The sequence below is a fragment of the Nocardioides hungaricus genome, assembly GCF_054782915.1.
On the sequence record NZ_BAAGRO010000066.1, the window covers coordinates 1 to 19,897 of the forward strand.

Below are 19,897 nucleotides of genomic sequence, written 5' to 3' on the forward strand. Positions count from 1 at the left end.
TGATCACCCAGCCGAGACCGACACGTCAGGTCGTACCTGAACCGACACGTCAGGTCGTACGCCGACAGCACCGGCCGGACGAGCGAGAGTGGGCTTCGTTCGGCGTTTTCGCGGGTCGGCCCGACGTTCTTCCGCCAGCGCCCCTCGGCTCCTCGACCAGAGCCGGGGCAACGATGCCGCCCGGAAGGCGGTGATACCCAGACGATGACCGAAGGGGCTCTGGCCAGCGTCTCCGCTGGCCAGAGCCCCTCTTTCGTTGGTACCCCCGACCGGATTCGAACCGGCGCTACCGCCTTGAGAGAGGGATCGAGGGGTTGTCGAACGACGTTGAAGATCACTGAAACCGCAGGTCAGACCCATAATTGACCATTGGTTGGCATTGGCAGGTTGGGGCAGCTTCTGGAGCTCGTGTTGCCCCAGTGTTGCCCGAGAGCCTCAACCGGGACCGGCGAGCCCATAGCGGAAACTGCTATAGTCTGGACATGAGCGGTCGCAGTGACGTGCTGCGCGAGGTGATGCTCAAGACGGGCACCACCCAGTCTGAGCTGTCCCGGCTCAGCGGGGTGCGCCAGCCGAGCATCAGCGGCTTCCTCTCGGGTCGCGTGCACCTCAGCGACGAGCAGCTCGACCGACTCTTGTCCTGCATGGGTCACCGGCTTGAGGTCGTACGACGCCCCGTCGTCCCCCAGCTCACACGCTCGGAACGCCGCTCGTGGGAGTTGCACCGCAGGCTCTCAACGCTCCTGAACCACCAGAGCTTCACAGAATGGCGACCGACCATCGAGCGCAACCTCGGCCGTCTCGATGATCATGTGACCGGTCAGCCGCACCAGCGGAATCTCGACCGCTGGCGACAGTTGATCGACCTCGGCGACCTCCCCGGCCTCCACCGCGTGCTGACCGGTCTCGACCCCGACTCGATCGAGATGCGGGAAGTCTCCCCCATGTCCGGCCTGCTTCCTGAGGAACACCGCCGCGACGTCCTCAAGGTCGCCGGCTGATGCGGCGCGACCAGTTGGAACACGCAATCCGAACGGCCTGCCAGATCATCGAGCAGCGCGAGGTCATCGTGGTGGGATCGCAGGCCATTCTCGGTACCTATGACGAGTCTGAATTGCCCACGGCAGCGACCATGTCGGTAGAGGTGGACATCCTCCCGATCGCCAACAGCAACGACGAGACCGCCCGACTGGCCGACCTGATCGAAGGCGTCGCAGGTGAGTTCTCGCCGTTCGAGCAGCTGCACGGGTTCAGCATCGACGGCGTCGACCTAGAGACCGCGGTCCTTCCCGACGGCTGGCGCGACCGTCTGATCAAGGTTCAGAACGCCAACACGGCCGCCCCTACTGGCGAGCCACGCTTCACAGGCTGGTGCCTGGACAAGGAAGACCTCTGCGTCGCGAAGCTTGTTGCGTTTCGCGAGAAGGACCGCAACTTCGTCGTTGCCCTGCTCGAAGCCAGCCTGGTGAGCCGCGACCTGATCGCAACGCGGCTATCAACATTGTTGACGGAGCATCCCGCAGCCGCCGAGCGGGCACTCGCCTGGCTCAACTCGACGTGCTAGGTGCGGCCCGCCAATGGCGACAGCCCAAAGCCTTCGTAAACGACGTCTCGTTCGTGTTCCAGGAGACGGACGCATCCGGTGCGGGCGATCGCAATGTCTCCCGCGCTGGGCGAGTAGCGGAGCACTACCAGCCGGTTCATTCGTGACGGAGTGCGTCCGCGATCCGTAGTCGGGCGGCGCGCCAGGCCGGGAACAGTCCGGCGAGGCCGGCGAGGAGCAAGGTGGCTAGAACCAAGATGACCAGCCACAGGGGTGGTGGCGTGGTGGCGATCTCGGCTCCGGCTCCGATGATCAGGCCGATGGCGCTGACCACGAGCCAGCCGATGCCGAGTCCTACCGGCACACCGATGAGAGCCGCAAGTGCGGTGAGGAGGACCACGCCGGTGATGACGGTGACGGCACTCTGGCGTGGGGTGATGCCGATGGCCCTGATGGTGCCGATCTCGCGAGTCTGTTCGCGGACGCCGAGGGCGCTGGTCATCAACAGATTGAGCGCTCCGATCAGGGCGACGAGCCCGACGAGCCCGGAGAGCACCGCGCGCACCTGGCCAGCGTCGGAGGCGACGCTGGAGGATCCCGCCAGCTCGACACGGACGCGGCCGTCCGACGCCTGGACGAGCGCCCGCTTGAGTGCCTCGGGGTCGCCGGAGGACTCGGAGGAACTCCCGGTGGCTGCGAGAAGGTAGGCGTTGGGTGTGATCTGCTGACCGGGGGGAGCGAGTGCGGAGAGGGTGTCGAGGCTGAACATGGCGGTCAGCCCGTTGTGGTCGGCGGCGAGATAACGGCCCACGATCCGGAGCTTGAGCGGTCGCCCGTCGACGGTGAAGGTGATGTCATCGCCGATCTGCCGGTGGAGTCGCAGCAACAACCCCTGTCCGACCACGGCCTCGCCGTCGGTGGCGAACATCCGTCCCGCGGGCGTGACGTAGCCGAGGCGGTCGGAACCTTCTCCCAGCGCGGTGGCTTGGACGTCGACCTCACTCACGGTGCCGTTGACGCGCACGGCCGGGACCGCGGTGACCTCGGGGTGTGCTGCGAGGAGCTGGTGTACCTCGGTCTGGCTGAGTGACCCCGGGTCGAGGGTGCCGAGGAGTGTCTGGTTGGTCAGCGTCGGGTCGGAGATCAGTCGCTGCACGGTGGCCTCCACGCTGAGCGCGAGGATGGTGACCGCGAGGGTAAGAGCGAGCGCAAGGACCGTCCGTCCGGCTCGTCGCCGTCGTCCGAAGGTGTCCTTTCCCGCGAGTACGACCGGCTGTGGCAGCCGGAGCCAGCCGGCGAGGCGGGCAACCCGGGACACGGCGGCCGGAGGCGTGCCGTAGTCGCCCGCGATAGCACGGACGGTGGGTAGCCGCCCGATGCGCCAGGCCGGCAAGGCCACGAAAACCACCACCAGGGCCTCGAGGATGACCAGGGTCGCCATGGCAGTCAGCGGCACGTCGGCGAGGCTGTTCGGCACACCGAAGGCCCGGGCGGTGCGGGCGACGAAGAGAGGGGCGAGGGCCCAGCCGGCGAGGATGCCCAGCACGCCGCCGACTAGTCCGAGGATCAGGTGCTCGACCAGGAAGAGACCGGTCAGCTGTCGCGGGGTGAAGCCGATGGCTTTGAGCAGGCCGAGCTCGCGCGACTGCGCGAGGGCACGCCCGCCGATGACGTTCGCGATGACCAGCGCCGCGGCGAGCAAAGCGAAGGCGGTGAACACCGCGATGAAAACGAGCGTGAACTGGCTCTCCTCCGCCGCGTCGCTGCGCAGCCGCTGCCAGTCCACGCTGAAACCGATGGCACCGGAAGGGAGGGCATCGGTGGCCCGTTGGAGGAACGCCGAGCTGGCTGCTGGATCATCGAGCCGAACGGCGTAGGCCGATCCCGTCTGCTGGGCCGGAGCCAGGTCGGCCAGGGTCGTCGCACTGACGAAGGAGGCTGCCGGAGACCAGCTGGGCCACGGTCCCCTCCCGGGAAACACCGCCAGGCCGACCACACGTAGCGACCTTGGTTCGGCCGGCTGTGATCCGCTGGGCGCGGCCAGCGTTGCCCGTGACCCGACCGTGAGACCGAGGAAGTCGGCAACGTTGTGGTCCAGAACAACCTCACCCGACGCCCCGGATAGCCATCGGCCGGCGAGCAGTCGGGGTCGCCCCATGCTGGGCTCGGGCGTCGGCATCGCAAGAAGGAGCAGGTCGGCGGCGTCGTACCGACTCGCGCCGGCAGGGTTCGACACGCTGGCCCGAGCAGAGCGGTAGGGGCCAGACGTCTGCGAGACACCGGCCAGTTTCCCGATCGGGGTGAGATCGGTCTGGGCGTCGTCGGTGAAGAACCAGGCGTGGGCGCCATCGGTCTCGTCGAAGAGTCGCTCCCAGGGTGAGGTCGCGCTGGCGTAGACGGTCAGACCCACCATGAGCGTCGCGGACGAGGCGAGGAGCATCACGAGCACCAGCACGCTCTCCAACCGGAAGGCAAGCAGGTCGGCCCGGACCTGCCTGAACAGACCACGCCTCACGACACCGGCACCTGGCCCCGCGTGGGCCGCAGCTCGGTGAGGATGCGCCCGTCCCGCATGGTGACGATCCGGTCGGCCCGCAGCGCGACATCGTCGTCATGGGTGACCAGGAGGATCGACTGGCCCCCGGCGTGGGCGCGCTGGAGCAGGCTCATCACCACCTCGCCGCTCTCGGAGTCGAGGTTGCCGGTGGGCTCGTCAGCCAGGAGCACGTCGGGCCGGTTGATCAGCGCCCGAGCCATCGCGACCCGCTGCTGCTCGCCACCCGAGAGCCGACTTGGGACCAACCGTGCGCGCTCGGCAAGACCGAGCTGTTCGAGCAGTTCTCCCGCGTGCCTGTGGGCTGCGGCATGCGAGGTGCCGACCAAGAGCGCCGGCAGTGCGACGTTGTCGGCGACCGAGAGGTTCCCGATGAGGTTGAACGACTGGAACACGATGCCGATCCTGCGTCGACGCAGCAGCGCCCACTTCGTCTCGCTCAGCCGATCTACCCGCTGATGATGGAGGTAGATCTCACCGGTGGTCGGCCGGTCCAGACCGCCGAGCAGGTGCAACAGCGTCGACTTCCCGCACCCGCTGGGACCGGTGATCGCCACGAACTCTCCGGCGGCCACCGTCAGGGTCACCCCACGCAGAGCCTCGACGGTGACATCGTTGACCCGGTAGGTCTTGGTCACCTCATGCGCCGCCAGCACCCCACCCATCGATTCACTCATCGACTCCCCCCAGTGGTGCGCCCACTGGTGCGCCCAGTCGCCGAACAGCTGGTGGTGCCGCGTGACCTCGGCGACAGCCAGCCCCGCGGGCCGCGGCACGCCCATAGCGTCGCGGCCACCAGCAGCGTCACGGTGCCGCCAACGAGCCACACCGGCACCCAGTACCAGCTCGTGTCCAGCGCACTTCGGACACCCCCTCCGACCAAGAGCACGACACCCAAGACGGCGAGGGTCGCTGCGACCGTCGTCCCCAGCCGTCGGGGGACCAGCTCCAGGTCGGAATACCGACGGCGCAGGATCCAGAAGGCGCCGAGAACAACCAGACCGACGACCACCAGAATCACGCCGAGCACGAGCATCCGAGGTGCGTGGGAGTACTCCCATTCGCCGACACACTGACCATCGACACGGTTAGGACACGACTGCCACACCCGGATCCCGTGGTGCGAGACCGGCCCGGCGCCCAGCACCCAAGCGACCGCCTCGATCAACACGCACACACCACCCAGGCCGACGAAAGCAAGACCAGCCCTCGAGGTGACCCAGGCGGTCAGGTCAACGAGGTGGTCGCGGCGCCGGGGGGCAGCGAATCCAGCGGCGAAAATGTACGGGTCGCCAAGCTGCGCCACCGCCCGCGCCTCGGCCTCAGACCTGGCCAGACCCCCTCGCTCGAACCGGTCGGCCGCCAAGCGCAGATGATCCAGCGCCTCGTCCCGGATCCGCCCATCACGAAGTCGTCGTCTCGACGCCAGAGCGCCGTCCAGCTCTCCCAGCCACGCGTCGATCGGACCCGCCATCATCGACCCTCCTCAGAGCTGGGCCGGCTGCGGATCATCGTCGACACCAGAAAGCACCGCATCGACCGCATCACGCACCAGCCGCCATCTCCGAGCGCGCACAGCTAGTTCCCGGCGCCCCGATGCCGTGACCCGATACACACGTCGGCGGCGCCCGTCCCCCCGGTCCCAGCTGCTTCGAATCAGCCCCTCGTGTTCCAGCTTGTGCAGCACCGGATACAGCGATCCCTCGGCGAAGTCCAGCGTTCCGCCGCTGAGACGCCGCAGGGAATCGATGAGTGCGTAGCCATGGCTCGGTGTGGTCGCCAACGACGCGATCACGAGGAGGTCGAGGTGACCGCGAATACTGGAATCAGATGTCTTCGTCATTACCTCGACACGCTATGCCACGGATACCGAGGTATCAACGTCGAGACCGGGTGTCGAAGCACCATCTCGGCGGGCCCGCAACCGTCCGCGTTCGCCGGGCGAGCGATGACCCCCTTGAGACGGCACCCTCCGCTCGAACCGACTCCCTTGTCACACGCCGTCGCCCCACCTCCAAAGCAACCCAGAACCGCTGAACACCACTGACCAGTACTGACTGCTCAACTTTCTCCTCCAACCACCCCCTCGACACGCCACTCCAACCTCTCAAGTCAGCGGCACGCATGCTACGAATGTCGTAGATGGGTCGCCCGCAGGTCGGGTGGCCCACGAGTCATTTTCGGGCGAGTTGTTGGACGTGATCGGTCGTGCATGGTGGCGTCAAGGTCTACCGCGGAGCGGCCTCCGCGGCGCGCGCCTACGTGGAGGCGGATCGGTCCCGGGTCGATGACTACTACCTGGCCGAAGGCAGCGGACTCGCCCGACGGTTCGGCGCCTCGCCGGGCCAGGGCGTGCGAGACCTCGGGGTGCTCGATGGCGACGGGTATGAGAAGTGGGTGGCCGGCCACGACCCCGACTCCGGGCTGCCGCGCGGGCGGCTGCGCCACGACGGCAACGCGGTTCGGTTCGTCGAGATCACGGTCAACGGGCCGAAGACCTGGTCCCTGGCCGCCGCTATGAACCCTGAGGTCGCTACCGCCTACGACGCGGCGCAGGACCGGGCCGCGGAACAGATCATCGGCTGGGTCGCCGAGCACGCCACCACCCGGGTCGGACCCAGGGGCCGACAGGTACAGGTGCCGGTGGACCAGATCGAGGCGGTGACTGTGCGGCACTACACCTCCCGTGCCGGCGACCCGCACCGCCACCTGCACCTTCAGGTCAACGCCCGGGTGTTCGCCGCTGGCAAGTGGCGCGGACTCCATACGGTGGGGTTCCGCGACTCCATCGAGGCGCTCAACGGAATCGGCCACGCCGCGGTGATGTGCGACCTGGAGTTCCGCGCCGCGCTGGCCGCAGCCGGGTTCACCCTGGACCCCGCCACCGGGGAGGTGGCCGAGCTCGCCGGTTACGTGGGGGCGTTCAGTGAGCGGGCCGCGCAGATCGGGCGTCACATCGACCGGTACGAGGCGGAGTGGCGGGCCGCCAACCCCGGCCAGCAGCCGGGACCGGTGGTGCAGCGGTCCTGGGATCGGCGGGCGTGGAAGGACGCTCGACCCGACAAGGTCGTCCCCACCGATGGCGCGGAGATGGTCGTGCACTGGAACCAGCAGCTGGCCGAGCTGGGCTACCGCGACCCCAGCCCACAGCCAGGGCTGCCCCTGATGGTTGACGCGGTGGTCGGGGCACCGCGGGTGGGTGGGTTCGACCGCGATGCCGCCGTGGAGACCATCCTGGTCCGGCTCGGTGCCCGGAGGTCGGCGTGGAACCCGGCGGACATCCGCGGTGAGGCGGAGAAGGCGATCGCCGGGGCCGGGCTCGTCGTCGACGCCGCGGTCCGCACCGAGCTGGCCGAGGACCTGGTCGCCCGCGCCATCCAGGTCTGCGTGCCACTCTTGGACCAACGGGGTGTCCCCGAACACGTCCGGTCGCTGACCTCGCGGCACGTGCTCCAGGTCGAGGCCGAGATCGTCACCCGGTTCGCGGGCCGCGTCCAAGCGACCACCGCCCCTACCGTGTTGTCCACCAGCCAAGTCGAAGGGCTCGACGACCGCCAAGCCAGGGCGGTCGCGGCGCTCGCCGGTCAGGCGCGGCTGGTAGTCATCGAGGGTGCGGCCGGCGCCGGCAAGACCACCAGCCTCGCCGCTACCCAGGCGATCCTGGCCCAGCAGGGGCGCCGGATGCTGGTCGTCACCCCGACCGTCAAGGCCGCCCAGGTCGCGGCCCGCGAGGTCACCACCGCGGGCTCGGTGGCCTGGCTGATCCACCAGCACGGCTTCCGGTGGGACCAAGACGGCCGCTGGACCCGCCAAGACCCAGCCAACGAGACCTCCGCGCCGGTGCCCGGCCTACTGCGCGGGCCGATGGCCGAGGCGGTCCTGGAACACGGTGACCTGCTGCTGGTTGACGAGGCCGGGATGCTCAACCAGGACACCGCACGCGCGCTGCTGACCGTCGCCGACGAGATGGGCGCCCGGGTCGCACTGGTCGGCGACCGGCACCAGCTCCCCGCCGTCGGCCGCGGCGGCGTCCTCGACCTCGCCGCCCGCTGGGTCCCACCCGAGGCCCACCTCGAACTCGACGTCGCGCACCGGTTCGCCGACCCCGAGTACGCAGCGATCAGCCTCGCCCTACGCACCGGCTCACCGACCTACACCCAGCCCGGCAACGACACGGACGCACGCAGTCGTGAGCCCCATGGTGAGCCCCGTGTTGAGCGGGCTGGTGAGCAGGTTGGTGAGCGGACTGGTGAGGTGTGGGAGGCGCTGTGGCGCCGTGGCCAGATCCGGATCTATCCCAGCGAGGCCGAGCGCACCCAAGCTCTGGCGCGGCTGGCCGCAGATGCCTTCCGCACCTGCCGCACGGGCAGCCAGCAGCCCTACCAGATGCTGGTCATGGCCGACACCCGCGAGCAGACCACCGTGTTGAACGGCGCGATCCGCGACCGGCTCCTCGCCTTGGGCCACCTCGGCGACACCAACGCAGTCGACACCGACGCACACGCCGCCGACGCAGATGGCACCCACACCTTGGCCACCAATACCGGCGAGCGGCTCGGTGTCGGGGACCGGGTCGCGACCCGACGCAACGACCGCGACCTCGACGTGACGAACCGCGCGGTCTGGACCATCACCGCCGTCGGCGCCGATGGCAGCCTTGAACTCACCGGCCTACGCGCCACAGACCGGCGCACCCTCCCAGCCGCGTACGCGAGCGAGCACGTCGAGCTCGCGTATGCGACCACCGTCTACGGCGCACAGGGCGAGACCACCGGCACCGGGCACCTACTGCTGGGCGAGCACACCTCGGCCGCCTCGGCCTACGTCGCGATGACCCGCGGCCGGGACCACAACATCGCCCACCTGGTCGCCGAAAACGAAGCAGATGCCCGGAGCCAGTGGGAACACGTCTTCGGCCGCGACCGGGCCGACCTCGGCCCCAGCGCCGCCGCTGAGCGGGCGGCCGAGGACATCGAGCGGTACGGCACCCAGCAGCCCACCCGCCGGCTCGATCAGGTCCTCGCCGACCTATGGACGGCCTGGACCCAGCAGGCCGACCTCCACGACCATGACCAACACCTGACCGGTAAACGCGATTCCCTCCAGCAGGTCGCCGTTATCCACGCCCGCTACACCCCCGACCGCGACCGGCTCCACGGCGAGGAAGTCGAGGCCAGACGGCGCTGGATGCAGGCTCGCCAGCAGGTCGTCGACCTTGACGCAGCCCTCACCAGCGAGACAGCCGACCTCCAGACCCGCGTCTGGGGTGCATGGCGCCACGAGCTTGGGCAGGCGCAGCCAGCCGCCCAGGTCGTCCGCGACGGTCCAGGGCGACTCGGCCTGTCGTTGGGCCGGCACCGGCGGGAGGTTCGCGACGCCCACGCCGCACTGGGCGAGTTCGCCGCCCGCTGGCGGCCCGCCCTGCCCGACCTGGCCACCGACCCTGCCGAGCTCGCCACCCAGGTGCTGTGGCTGCACGGACGCCACGTCGAAGACCCCCTCAACACCTTCATCACCCGCACGGTCGCCCAGGCCCACCCAGACGCCGACCAGATCCGCGCGACCGAGCGCCACGCCTACGCCGCCCACCAGCAGGCCGAACGATCACGCACCCGCCTCGAAGAGGCCCTGTACGCAGAGCTGCACCCCCACGGCCAGGCCGCGTACACCCGCGACCCCGGCAGCCGACTCGCCGCCGTCGACGACCAACTGGCAGGTGTCCAAGACAACCTGCGCACCGCCACCGCGCACATAGACCTCCTCCGCGGTGAGCCCGCGATCCGAGAGCTACCCCAGGCCGAAGCCGACCGTGAGCACGAACGCTGGGCCGCCGACCGCACGGCACGGCAGGAGGCAGCCGCCCGCGACGCCAAGCAGCGCCGGCAACAGGCCCGGGCACTCCAGCAAGCCACACGACGGATCGAGGAGCCCCCACCCAGCCTGGACACCCCCGACCACGGGCCAGGCATCGGCCGCTGACCTGCCTCACCGACCAGCCTCTCGGACCAAGCCACGCCGACCAGCAACCGCAACCGATGTCCGATCCAGTCCACAACCCGTTGCCTTTCTAGACATCAGCAGCTGACCGCACGCATCTTGATGGCCCACCAGTGATCGCTCCGGGACGTGCCGCACACCTAGGAGAACAACAAGCGCTGTCCATTCCGGACCACCGTCGCGCTTGAAGGTCCCACATCCACCGACAAGGAGAAGCACATGAGCACCGCCCACCACGACAACCGCTACGACAACCACCAGGACAACCATGCAGACGACGAGATGCTCAGCATCGAGGAAGCCGCCGCATACCTCCGCGTGCCCGTCGCCACCATGCGCTACTGGCGCCACCTCGGCACCGGCCCGTTCAGCTTCAAGGTCGCTCGCCACGTCCGCTACTGGCGCACCGATCTTATCCTCTGGCGCGCCGAACAGGGCCGACGTCCACCGCGCGACGACTGAGCCTGGCACCAACTCGTCCGAGGGAGAAGATGAACCATGGCCAGCATCGAGAAGCGTGTCCGTGACGGACAGACCTCGTGGCGTGCGCACTACCGCACCCCGGCGGGCGCGCAGCGCAACAAGACCTTCTCTCGCAAGATCGACGCCGAGCGGTTCCTGGCCGGCGTCGAGAGCGCCAAGGTCATCGGGACGTACGTCGACCCGGCGCTTGCGAAGGTGACCGTCGGTGTGTGGGCGCAACGCTGGCTGGACGGACAGACACACCTCAAACCCACCACCCGATCGCGCTACGAGGGAGTCCTGCGCAAGCACATCCACCCGAAATGGGACCGGGTCAAACTCGCCAACGTCTCGCACAGCGATGTCCAGGCATGGGTGAGCGAGCTCGCGAGGAGCCGCTCCCCCGCCACAGTCCACAAGATCCATCGGGTTCTCAGCCTTATCCTCGATATGGCGGTCAAGGACGGCCGACTCGCTCGGAACGTCTCTCACGGGGTCAACCTGCCGAGGGTCGGCAAGCATGAGCACCGCTACCTCACCCACGAGCAGGTGGACGACCTCGCCACGGCGACCGGATACCCGGCCGACGCAAGCAAGTACAGCAGCCTGGACACCCGGACCAACGAGACATACCGCCTGGTGGTGCTGTTCCTCGCTTACACCGGAGTTCGCTTCGGCGAAATGGCTGCGCTCCGTGTGGCCAGGCTCGACCTGAGGCGCAGCCGCGCCGTCATCGTCGAGTCCGTGACGCCGGTGCAGGGCCAAGGCCTCGTGTGGGGCGCCACCAAGACCCACCAACGCCGCGAGGTACCTATCCCCCGCTTCCTCGGCGTCGAGCTCGCCGAGCACATCCATGGCATGCATCAAGACAACCTGGTCTTCGCAGGCATCCGGAACGGCCAGCCGCTGCGAGTCAGCACCTTCCGCACTGCGTTCAGCGCAGCAGCGAGGGCGATCGGCGTACCCGACCTGCACCCCCACCAGCTCCGGCACACCGCAGCCAGCCTCGCGATCGCCTCCGGCGCCGACGTGAAAGTCGTCCAGCAAATGCTGGGCCACAGCTCGACGACCATGACGCTCGACACCTACGGTCACCTTTTTGAGGACCGGCTCGATGAAGTCGCCACTGCGATGGACGCCGCCCGCGCCGCGGCTCGGCACCGCCGGGACGCCTTGCGAGCGTTGCCCCGTGTTGCCCCAGTGTTGCCCGAGGCCGATTCGACGGGAAGTGCCGAAGGGGCCATTCCCAGCGTTTCCGCTGGTCAGGACCGCTTCACTGACCTGTACCCCCGACCGGATTCGAACCGGCGCTACCGCCTTGAGAGGGCGGCGTGCTAGGCCGCTACACAACGGGGGCGTGTGCTCTGCGAGCAACCTGCGAAACCCTATCCGAGGCCGCCGTTCGCACAAAATCGCGGCCCTCCGTGAACCTCTGGGGACCGCGATCTCGCTGGGATACTAGGACTCGAACCTAGACTAACTGAACCAGAATCAGTCGTGCTGCCAATTACACCATATCCCACTGTCTTACTGGTGTTCGGCCCGCTCGCCGAGGCGGCCGGGCACGGTGGAGAACACTACACGCGTGGAGTTCGGGCGGCCAAAACGCCCGGCTCCGCCGGGATCTCGGTGGTGTCGCGCAGCTTCATCCGCCGGAAGACGAGCATCGCCAGGCCGAGGAAGACCAGCGATCGGGTGAGGGTCACCGGGATCATCCACCAACTGCTGATGTCCGGGTCCAGGGTCGAGGCCATGTCACCGAAGGCGAGCGCGAGGCCGAACGCGACCCAGTTGTTGAGGACATGCATCGCGATGCCGGCCTCCAGGCCGCCGGTGAGCACCACGAGGACACCGGAGACCAGGCCGAACGCGAGCCGGTCGAGGAACAGCGGGACGCTCTGGGACCCGTGCGCGGCCGCGAACAGCAGCGACGGCAGTACGACGGCGATCCAGGTGCGGCCGAACAGGCTGCCGAAGGCCTGGGCGAGATACCCGCGGAACAGGTACTCCTCCCCCGCCGCCTGGAACGGGGTGAGGAGGAGCACCACGAGCAGGAAGTCGCGCGTGGTCGAGGTGAACTCGTTGAGGTCGCCGCCGATGGCCGCCCCGTCCGACTGCTCCGGCACCAGCGCCGAGACCGCCAGCGTCGCGAGCAGCGCGATCACGGACAGCCCGAGACACACGGCGAACCAGCGCCAGCGCATCCGCGGCGCCACCGACGTCACCCATCCCGGGCGGAGGCCGTGCAGCGTCCAGGCGATCAGCCAGGTGAGGAGGATGGCGGAGGCGAGCGTGGCGTTGAGATAGGCCAGCCCCAGCGGCGTCGGGTCGTCGAGGTCGAGCATCCGCTCGACGCCGGCGCTCACGTCATGGCCGGTGAGCCAGAGGCCGACGGCGAACGGGATCTGCGCCAGCGCCGGCGCGATCAGCACGAATCCGACGATCAGCACGGGTACGCCGACGATCGGGCGCCACGCGCCGGGCAGACCGCCGCGTTGGACGAGGTGGTAGGGCAGCCCCCGTCCCGCGTTCGTCACGCCAGCGCGCCCTGCAGCCGGCCGAGGCTGCGCTCGCGGCCGAGCAGCTCCATCGACTCGAACAGCGGCGGCGAGACCCGCCGGCCGGTCACGGCCACCCGGACCGGGCCGAACGCGTTGCGCGGCTTGAGCCCCAGCTCCTCGACCAGCCGCGCCTGGAGCGCGTCCTGGATCGCCGCGGTCGACCACTCGGACAGGCCGGCCAGGGCGTCGTACGACGCCTGCACGACCGCCCTGCCGTCCTCGGTGAGCAGCTTCTCGGCATCGGCCTCGTCGCGCGTGAAGTCGGCCTCCTCGACGAAGAGGAAGCCGAGCATGTCGACGGCCTCGACGAGCTTGTTGATCCGCTCGGCGACCAGCGGCATCGCCCGCTCAAGCAGCTGCGCGTCGGCGTCGCCCACGGGGTCGGACACGACCCCGGCGTCCTTGAGGAACGGCAGCACCCGGTCGGTCAGCTCGTCGAGCGAGAGCAGCCGCATGTGTGCGGCGTTGATCGCCTCGGCCTTCTTGAGGTCGAAGCGCGCCGGGTTGGGGTTCACGTCCCCGATGTCGAACGCCTCGACCATCTCCGCCATCGAGAAGACGTCGCGGTCGGCCGCGATCGCCCAGCCGAGCAGGGCGAGGTAGTTCAGCAGCCCCTCGGGCAGGAAGCCCTGGTCCCGGTAGAGGAACAGGTGGGACTCGGGGTCGCGCTTGGACAGCTTCTTGTTGCCCTCCCCCATCACGAAGGGCAGGTGCCCGAACTCGGGGACCACCGTCCCGATGCCGAGCTCGACCAGCGCCCGGTGCAGCGGGATCTGGCGCGGGGTGCTCGAGAGCAGGTCCTCGCCGCGGAGCACGTGCGTGATCTCCATGAGCGCGTCGTCGACCGGGTTCACCAGCGTGTAGAGCGGATCGCCGTTGGCGCGACAGAGCGCGAAGTCCGGCACGAACCGGGTCTCGAAGGTGATCTCGCCACGCACCAGGTCGTCCCACGTGACCATGCCGTCGGGCATCCGGAAGCGGACGACGGGCCGGCGGCCCTCCGCCTCCCAGGCCGCGCGCTGGGCCGGGTCGAGGTCGCGGCAGAAGCCGTCGTACCCCATCACCTTGGAGCCGGACGCCTTGCGGCGCGCGTCGACCTCCTCGTTGGTGCAGAAGCAGTCATAGGTGTACGACGAGACCGCGAGCTTCTCGAGCACGTCGCGGTAGAGGTCGCCGCGCTCGGACTGCCGGTAGGGGCCGTGCGGGCCGCCGACGACCGGGCCCTCGTCCCAGTCGAGGCCGAGCCACCGCATGGCGCCGAGCATCGCGTCGTAGGACTCCTCGGTGCTGCGCTCCTTGTCGGTGTCCTCGATGCGGAACACGAGGGTGCCTCCGTGATGCCGCGCGAACGCCCAGTTGTAGAGCGCCGTCCGGGCGAACCCGACGTGCGGCGATCCCGTCGGGGACGGGCAGAAGCGGACGCGGACAGTCATGAGCGGGCTGTCACCTTGCCTTGACGGGGTTCGTGAGGGTGCCGAGGCCGGCGATCGCGACCTCGACCTCGTCGCCGGAGTTCATGGGACCGACGCCCTCGGGGGTGCCGGTGAGGATGACGTCGCCGGGCAGCAGCGTCATCACGCTGCTGACGTGGGCGATCAGCGTGGGGATGTCGAAGATCAGGTCGCTGGTGCTGCCGTCCTGCTTGACCTCGCCGTTGAGGAAGGTCTGGAGGCGGCGGCCCTCGGCGAAGTCGTTCGGGTCCAGGTCGGTCTCGATCCACGGGCCGAGCGGGCAGAAGGAGTCGAAGCCCTTCGCGCGCGTGAACTGGACGTCGCTCCGCTGCAGGTCGCGGGCGGTGACGTCGTTGCCGATCGTGTAGCCGTGGATGACGTCGGTCGTCTGCTCCGGCGGCACGTCGCGGCAGATCCGGCCGATGACGACGGCGAGCTCGCCCTCGAAGTGCAGGTCCTGCGTCTGCGGCGGGTAGAAGATCGGGTCGCCCGGGCCGATCACGCTGGTGTTCGGCTTGAGGAACATCAGCGGCTCGGACGGTACGTCGTTGCCCAGCTCGGCGGCGTGCGCGGCGTAGTTGCGGCCGATGCCGACCACCTTGCTGCGCGGCAGCACGGGGGCGAGCAGCCGGACGTCCTCGAGCCGGAACTCCTGGTCGAGCAGCTTGACCCCGACGTACAGCGGATCGCCGGCGAGCGCGACCACGACGCTGTCGGGGTCGGGCTGCCCGAACTCGTCGAGGTCGCCGGTGACCACGCCGTACGTCGGGTCCTCGCCGGTCGTGAATCTCGCGATGCGCACCCGGCGAGCCTATCGAGCCGGTGGCTCCCGGTAGTCGCCGCCCGGGATGCCGAAGAGCTCCTCGAGGGTCGCCACCTCGCTGCGACGCAATTCGGCGGCCAGCGCGCAGCCGACGTAGCGCAGGTGCCAGGGCTCGGGGTCGTAGCCGGTGACGGCGGCCGACCCGGCCGGATAGCGGAGGACGAAGCCGTAGCGCCAGGCGTTCCTCGCGAGCCAGCGCCCGCCCGGCGTACCGGCGAAGCAGGCGTCGAAGTCGCAGGCCGGGCTGGCCGGCGTGACCAGGTCGACGGCGAGCCCCGTCTGGTGCTCGCTGTAGCCGGGCCGGGCCGAGACCCGGTCGGCCGCGGCCTGGCCGCGCTCGACGACCGTGCCTGCGTAGACGCCCTGCTGGTAGTCGTAGGAGCGGAACGCGCTCGCGATCTTGAAGCCCAGGCCGCGCCTGTCGCTGGCCGCCAGCAGCTCGCCCAACGGCGGGGCGGCGGGCCGGGCGACCTGGTAGCCGCGCACCAGCTCGATGTCGGGCCGGTAGTCCAGCGGGGCGATCGGGTTCCTCTTGTTCACGACCACCCAGATGCTGCGCGGGTCGGTCGTCGAGCGGCGGGACCGGTCGAAGGCCGGCTCCTGACTGGGCGGCGTGTCGGCAGGTGGGACGGCGGACGGCGGCGGTGGCGACGACGGTCCCGGAGCCGACGACTCGCCGCCGTCGAGCGGGAGCACGACGTACGCCGTACCGACCGCGGCTGCGACCACGACCGCCGCGACAACGGCACGCACGCTCCTCCCCACGTCTGGTTGACGGGTGTGGCCGAGGGCAGGGTTGCATGCAACCCTGCTGCTGCCCGCACCCGTCAACCAGGTGGAAGGAGCGGCGTGCGCGACGACGAGCGGTCCGAGGAGTTCGTGGCGTTCGCGCGCGCCCATCGAGCGGACCTGGTGCGCACGGCGGTGCTGCTGTGCGCCGGGGACGAGGCCCTCGCGGAGGACGTCGTGCAGACCACCCTGACCCGGATGTACCTGTCCTGGTCGCGGGTACGCCGCGCGGACAGCCCGCTCGCGTACGCCCGGCGCAGCCTCACCCACACGTTCATCGACGAGACCCGCCGCGCGCACCGGCGCCGGGAGACGACGACCGCCGACCCGGCCGCGGCGCTGCGCAGCGAGCCGGCCGCTCGCGACGCCGACCCGACCCTGCGCGAGGTCGTGCTCGGCGCCCTGGCCTCGCTCGGGCCGCGGCAGCGCGCGGTCGTGGTGCTGCGCCACTGGCACGACCTGGACGTCGCCGAGACCGCCCGGGTGCTCGGCTGCTCGACCGGCACCGTGAAGTCGCAGAACGCCCACGCGCTCGCCCACCTCCGCGCACGCCTCGGTGCGCTCGACCCGTCCCCGGAGCCGACCCGATGAGGCCGGCCGACGACCTCCGGAGCGCGCTGCGCTCGGTCGCCGACGTCGAGCGGGCGCCGTCCGACCCGGCCGCGGACCTGGCGCGGGCGCGGTCGGCTGCGGCCGCTCGCACCCGCCGGCGCCTCCGGCTGGCCCTCGGCGGTGTGGCGACCGCGGCGGTGCTGGCGGCCGGGGCGGGCGTGGTGCTCGACTCCTCGGCCCCGGTGCCCGACCCCGTGACGGCGCAGGTGCGGCTGGTCGCCGAGCCGTTCGAGGCGGCGCCGTACACGTTCGGGCTCACCCCGGAGGGCTGGTCGGTCCAGGACAGCCGGCCCACGGCGGTCACGATCGTGCCCGACGACGGCTCGACGTCGGACGACCCGAGCGACTTCGAGGGCAAGCTGGTCATCCTCTTCGACGCCAACCCGCCGGCCGGTCGCGCCCTGGAGCGCGGCAGCCGGACGTTCTGGGTCGTCGGCGACTCCGGCTACACCTCGCTCGCGACCCGAACCCGGCCGGGCGAGCCGGCAGGGGTGGTGCGGATCCAGTACCCCGTCGGCACCGGCTGGGACCTCGACTCGATGGTCGCCTTCCTCGCCAGCGTCGAGGTGGGTCCGGGCGCCCGCCGCGGGGTGGGCTGACCTACCCTCGTCGGGTGCAGGTGCTCGACCGGTCGTCGTGGGAGGCACGTGCCGCGGCGCACGCCGCCCGCGTCGACGCCTTCCTCGGGCCGCATCTGGCCCGCCGCGAGGCCCGAGAGAAGCACCCCGTCCACGACTTCCTGTTCACCTACTACTCCCAGCGCCCGGCACAGCTGCGCCGCTGGCACCCGGGGTACGGCGTACGCCTGGCCGAGGCGCCGGAGTACGACTCGCTCAGGGGCTACGAGGACGGAGCGGTCACCACGTCGTACGTCGCCTCGCAGGGTCCGCTGCTGCTCGCGCTCTCCCGGCTGCTGCGTGCCACCGCCGGGCGGCCCGCGAACTTCGGCTGCTTCGGGATGCACGAGTGGGCGATGGTCTACCGGTCCACCGACATCCGCCACGACTGGCCGCTCCGGCTCGGGCCGTCCGGCACCGACGAGGTCGTCGAGTCGCACCGGATCGCCTGCTCGCACTTCGACGCGTTCCGGTTCTTCACGCCGGCCGCGGTGCCGCTGAACACGCTGTCGCCAACGTCGGCGGACCGTGACTCGTTCGAGCAGCCGGCCTGTCTGCATGCCGGCATGGACCTCTACAAGCACGCCTTCCGGCTGACCCCGATGGTCTCCTCGGACCTGGTCGCCGACTGCTTCGAGCTGGCACGGGACATCCGCGTGCTCGACATGCGCGCCTCGCCGTACGACCTGTCCTCGCTGGGGTTCCCACCCATCGCCGTCGAGACGGCCGCCGGCAAGGCGGAGTACGCCGAGGCGCAGCGGTCGTTCGCGTCGCGGAGCGCGCCGCTGCGGACCGCGCTCATCGAGGAGTGCGACCGGCTGCTCGCGGCGCTCCGGTGACCTTCGGCCCTGCCGTGCCGGACGGGCGTCGTCTACCGTCGGCGGCATGGGGAGGCCCGTCCCGATGTGCCCGATCCGGCTCGGCGACGCCTGCTCGCTGTGCGTCCCCGGCACCACCGGCCCGGAGGACTGCCCGCTGGTCGCCGAGGTGATGCGCGACCCCGAGCTGCGGGCCCGGCTGGCCGAGCTGCGCCGGGAGTACGCCGGCCGCTGACCGCCGTACTTCTCAGGCAATGCCTGATGTTCTCAGACGCAAGAGCCGAGGACGCTGTCGAACTGCGCCGAGGGTCGCCGCGGCCCATGGTCCTGAGGTCCACGGGTAGGGGCTTCGTCGCTGCCCCTCCATGGCGGCGGTCTCAGTGGTGTCTATCCGTGGACGACGAGGTCGGTCGCGTCGAATCGGGCAAGGCCCTCGACGCCTCGGATTCTGGTCCGGCGAAGAGGAGCATGGCCCGGACTTGGGGCGTGGCGATGCTATTTCCCCCGGGCAACCATGGCGAGGAGGTCGAACGTGAGGCCAGCTGCGGCCAGTGCGGTGATCTGGGCGTGGTCGTAGGCCGGTGAGACCTCGACGACGTCGGCGCCGACGATGTCCAGGTCTGCCAGGGAGTGCAGCAGCAGCTGCAGCTCCCGGGTACTCAGTCCACCGGGCTCGGGGGTGCCGGTCGCGGGTGCGTGTGCGGGGTCGAGTACGTCGATGTCGATGCTGATGTAGACGGGCTTGTCGGCCACTCTCGCTCGGAGGCGGTCGGCGGCGTGCTCGATGCCGCGCCGCGCGATGTCGAGGGTCGAGATCGTCGCGAATCCCAGCTCTTTGTCGTCCTCCAGGTCCTTGGCGGCCGGGGTGGTGTGGCGAATACCCACATGCGCGCAGTGGTCCATGGCCAGCAGACCCTCCTCGGTGGCCCGTCGGAACGGAGTGCCGTGGGTCAGCGGCGCACCGAACACGTTGTCCCAGGTGTCGAGGTGGGCGTCGAAGTGGATGAGTGCCACCGGGCCGTGGTGTCGGCGGGCGGCTCGCAGCATCGGAAGGGCGACGGTGTGGTCACCGCCCAGAGTGATGATCCGGTCAGCACGGGAGTACAGCCGCTGAGCGGCAGACTCGATCTGCCGCACCGCCTCGGCGATGTCGAAAGGAGTCGCGCCGACGTCGCCGGCGTCTGCGACCTGCAGGGTCGACCACGGCTCGATCTCGAGCCCGAGATGGTAGGGCCGCAGTAGTTTGGAGCCAGCGCGAATCGCCTCCGGACCAAAGCGCGCACCTGGACGATAGGTGGTGCCGGAATCGAAGGGCACCCCGAGGATCGCCACGTCGGCCCGCGAGACCTCCTCGAGCCGCGGCAGGCGTGCGAACGTGGAGGGACCGGCGAAACGGGGAAGCTGCTGCGTTGCGTCGGGCGGTCCGATGGTCGTCGTGCCGGGGGTCTCCCCGTGCTTCGCCCCGTGTTCTTCGTTCCCGCTGTTCGACACGGCGACTCTCCCCTCGAAACCTGGTCGGCGTCCTTCTCGCTGGGCCTCACGGCATGCTTCTCGATTGTAGTGAGACCTCTGTTCCGAGCGTTCGGTCAATCACACGAGGGTGTGCCGCTACTTCCGGCTGTCAGCACCATGTGCCGGCAGTGCTGAGGACGGATCATGCGAAGGGTCGT

At 69.8% G+C, this 19,897-nt stretch carries 17 protein-coding genes, 2 tRNA genes and 1 pseudogene; 9 read left to right on the forward strand and 11 right to left on the reverse strand.

Annotated features, from left to right (window positions below; all coding sequences use genetic code 11):
* Positions 1 to 482: 482 nt before the first annotated feature.
* Both ACYVKX_RS22225 and ACYVKX_RS22230 read left to right on the forward strand, forming a co-directional pair.
* A complete protein-coding gene (locus tag ACYVKX_RS22225) occupies positions 483 to 1,001 on the forward strand; it encodes a helix-turn-helix domain-containing protein (protein ID WP_460835881.1) in 519 nt (172 codons plus the stop codon).
* Positions 1,001 to 1,564, forward strand: coding sequence for a DUF6036 family nucleotidyltransferase (locus ACYVKX_RS22230; protein ID WP_460835882.1), 564 nt, complete (start codon positions 1,001 to 1,003; stop codon positions 1,562 to 1,564). The genes ACYVKX_RS22225 and ACYVKX_RS22230 overlap by 1 nt, the downstream gene beginning before the upstream one ends.
* Before the next feature lie 136 nt (positions 1,565 to 1,700).
* Here the strand turns inward: ACYVKX_RS22230 and ACYVKX_RS22235 are convergent, their stop codons facing one another.
* The 4 genes from ACYVKX_RS22235 to ACYVKX_RS22250 are packed head-to-tail and all read right to left on the reverse strand — an operon-like array spanning position 1,701 to position 5,940.
* Positions 1,701 to 4,058 carry an FtsX-like permease family protein gene (locus ACYVKX_RS22235; RefSeq protein ID WP_460835883.1) on the reverse strand — a complete coding sequence of 786 codons (2,358 nt, stop codon included), beginning with the start codon at positions 4,056 to 4,058 and terminating at the stop codon, positions 1,701 to 1,703.
* Positions 4,055 to 4,873, reverse strand: a complete 819-nt coding sequence (locus ACYVKX_RS22240) for an ABC transporter ATP-binding protein (RefSeq protein ID WP_460835884.1) — start codon at positions 4,871 to 4,873, stop codon at positions 4,055 to 4,057. Before ACYVKX_RS22240 ends, ACYVKX_RS22235 begins: the two co-directional genes overlap by 4 nt.
* Complete coding sequence (locus ACYVKX_RS22245; protein ID WP_460835885.1) at positions 4,771 to 5,571, reverse strand: hypothetical protein; 801 nt, start codon at positions 5,569 to 5,571, stop codon at positions 4,771 to 4,773. Before ACYVKX_RS22245 ends, ACYVKX_RS22240 begins: the two co-directional genes overlap by 103 nt.
* Positions 5,572 to 5,583: 12 nt before the next feature.
* Positions 5,584 to 5,940, reverse strand: a complete 357-nt coding sequence (locus ACYVKX_RS22250; RefSeq protein WP_460835886.1) for a helix-turn-helix transcriptional regulator — start codon at positions 5,938 to 5,940, stop codon at positions 5,584 to 5,586.
* A 365-nt stretch (positions 5,941 to 6,305) separates the two neighbouring features.
* Here ACYVKX_RS22250 and mobF point away from each other — a divergent pair, with 365 nt between their 5' ends.
* The 3 genes and pseudogenes from mobF to ACYVKX_RS22265 all read left to right on the forward strand — a co-directional run.
* Positions 6,306 to 10,076, forward strand: a complete 3,771-nt coding sequence (gene mobF / locus ACYVKX_RS22255) for a MobF family relaxase (protein WP_460835887.1) — start codon at positions 6,306 to 6,308, stop codon at positions 10,074 to 10,076.
* A 237-nt stretch (positions 10,077 to 10,313) separates the two neighbouring features.
* Positions 10,314 to 10,556, forward strand: coding sequence for a helix-turn-helix domain-containing protein (locus tag ACYVKX_RS22260; protein WP_460835888.1), 243 nt, complete (start codon positions 10,314 to 10,316; stop codon positions 10,554 to 10,556).
* Positions 10,557 to 10,592: 36 nt separating this feature from the next.
* Positions 10,593 to 11,645 (forward strand): annotated as a pseudogene (locus tag ACYVKX_RS22265) (tyrosine-type recombinase/integrase); the annotation flags it as partial.
* A gap of 195 nt (positions 11,646 to 11,840) precedes the next feature.
* Here the strand turns inward: ACYVKX_RS22265 and ACYVKX_RS22270 are convergent.
* The 6 genes from ACYVKX_RS22270 to ACYVKX_RS22295 all read right to left on the reverse strand — a co-directional run bounded on the left by ACYVKX_RS22270 (position 11,841) and on the right by ACYVKX_RS22295 (position 16,144).
* Positions 11,841 to 11,913 (reverse strand) — tRNA-Glu (locus ACYVKX_RS22270).
* Positions 11,914 to 12,006: 93 nt separating this feature from the next.
* A tRNA-Gln gene (locus ACYVKX_RS22275) sits at positions 12,007 to 12,078 on the reverse strand.
* Positions 12,079 to 12,133: 55 nt separating this feature from the next.
* Complete coding sequence (locus ACYVKX_RS22280; RefSeq protein ID WP_460835889.1) at positions 12,134 to 13,093, reverse strand: lysostaphin resistance A-like protein; 960 nt, start codon at positions 13,091 to 13,093, stop codon at positions 12,134 to 12,136.
* Positions 13,090 to 14,550 (reverse strand): glutamate--tRNA ligase, encoded by a 1,461-nt coding sequence (gene gltX, locus ACYVKX_RS22285; protein WP_460835890.1) that lies wholly within the window; start codon positions 14,548 to 14,550, stop codon positions 13,090 to 13,092. Before gltX ends, ACYVKX_RS22280 begins: the two co-directional genes overlap by 4 nt.
* A gap of 10 nt (positions 14,551 to 14,560) precedes the next feature.
* On the reverse strand, positions 14,561 to 15,370 hold the full coding sequence (locus ACYVKX_RS22290) for a fumarylacetoacetate hydrolase family protein (RefSeq protein ID WP_460835891.1): 810 nt from the start codon (positions 15,368 to 15,370) through the stop codon (positions 14,561 to 14,563).
* Positions 15,371 to 15,379: 9 nt separating this feature from the next.
* Positions 15,380 to 16,144: a M15 family metallopeptidase gene (locus ACYVKX_RS22295; RefSeq protein ID WP_460835892.1), complete on the reverse strand. Its 765-nt coding sequence runs from the start codon at positions 16,142 to 16,144 to the stop codon at positions 15,380 to 15,382.
* A 96-nt stretch (positions 16,145 to 16,240) separates the two neighbouring features.
* Between ACYVKX_RS22295 and ACYVKX_RS22300 the strand changes: the two genes are divergently transcribed.
* From ACYVKX_RS22300 to ACYVKX_RS22315, 4 genes are read left to right on the forward strand one after another with little or no spacing between them, the layout of a single operon-like run.
* Positions 16,241 to 16,771 (forward strand): SigE family RNA polymerase sigma factor, encoded by a 531-nt coding sequence (locus ACYVKX_RS22300; protein WP_460835893.1) that lies wholly within the window; start codon positions 16,241 to 16,243, stop codon positions 16,769 to 16,771.
* Positions 16,768 to 17,391: a hypothetical protein gene (locus ACYVKX_RS22305; protein WP_460835894.1), complete on the forward strand. Its 624-nt coding sequence runs from the start codon at positions 16,768 to 16,770 to the stop codon at positions 17,389 to 17,391. The genes ACYVKX_RS22300 and ACYVKX_RS22305 overlap by 4 nt, the downstream gene beginning before the upstream one ends.
* 14 nt (positions 17,392 to 17,405) lie before the next feature.
* Positions 17,406 to 18,248 carry a 3-methyladenine DNA glycosylase gene (locus tag ACYVKX_RS22310; protein WP_460835895.1) on the forward strand — a complete coding sequence of 281 codons (843 nt, stop codon included), beginning with the start codon at positions 17,406 to 17,408 and terminating at the stop codon, positions 18,246 to 18,248.
* Between the two features lie 46 nt (positions 18,249 to 18,294).
* Positions 18,295 to 18,462: a DUF6767 domain-containing protein gene (locus ACYVKX_RS22315; protein ID WP_460835896.1), complete on the forward strand. Its 168-nt coding sequence runs from the start codon at positions 18,295 to 18,297 to the stop codon at positions 18,460 to 18,462.
* Between the two features lie 260 nt (positions 18,463 to 18,722).
* Here ACYVKX_RS22315 and speB read toward each other — a convergent pair whose 3' ends face one another.
* A complete protein-coding gene (gene speB / locus ACYVKX_RS22320; RefSeq protein ID WP_460835897.1) occupies positions 18,723 to 19,718 on the reverse strand; it encodes an agmatinase in 996 nt (331 codons plus the stop codon).
* Between the last annotated feature and the right edge of the window lie 179 nt (positions 19,719 to 19,897).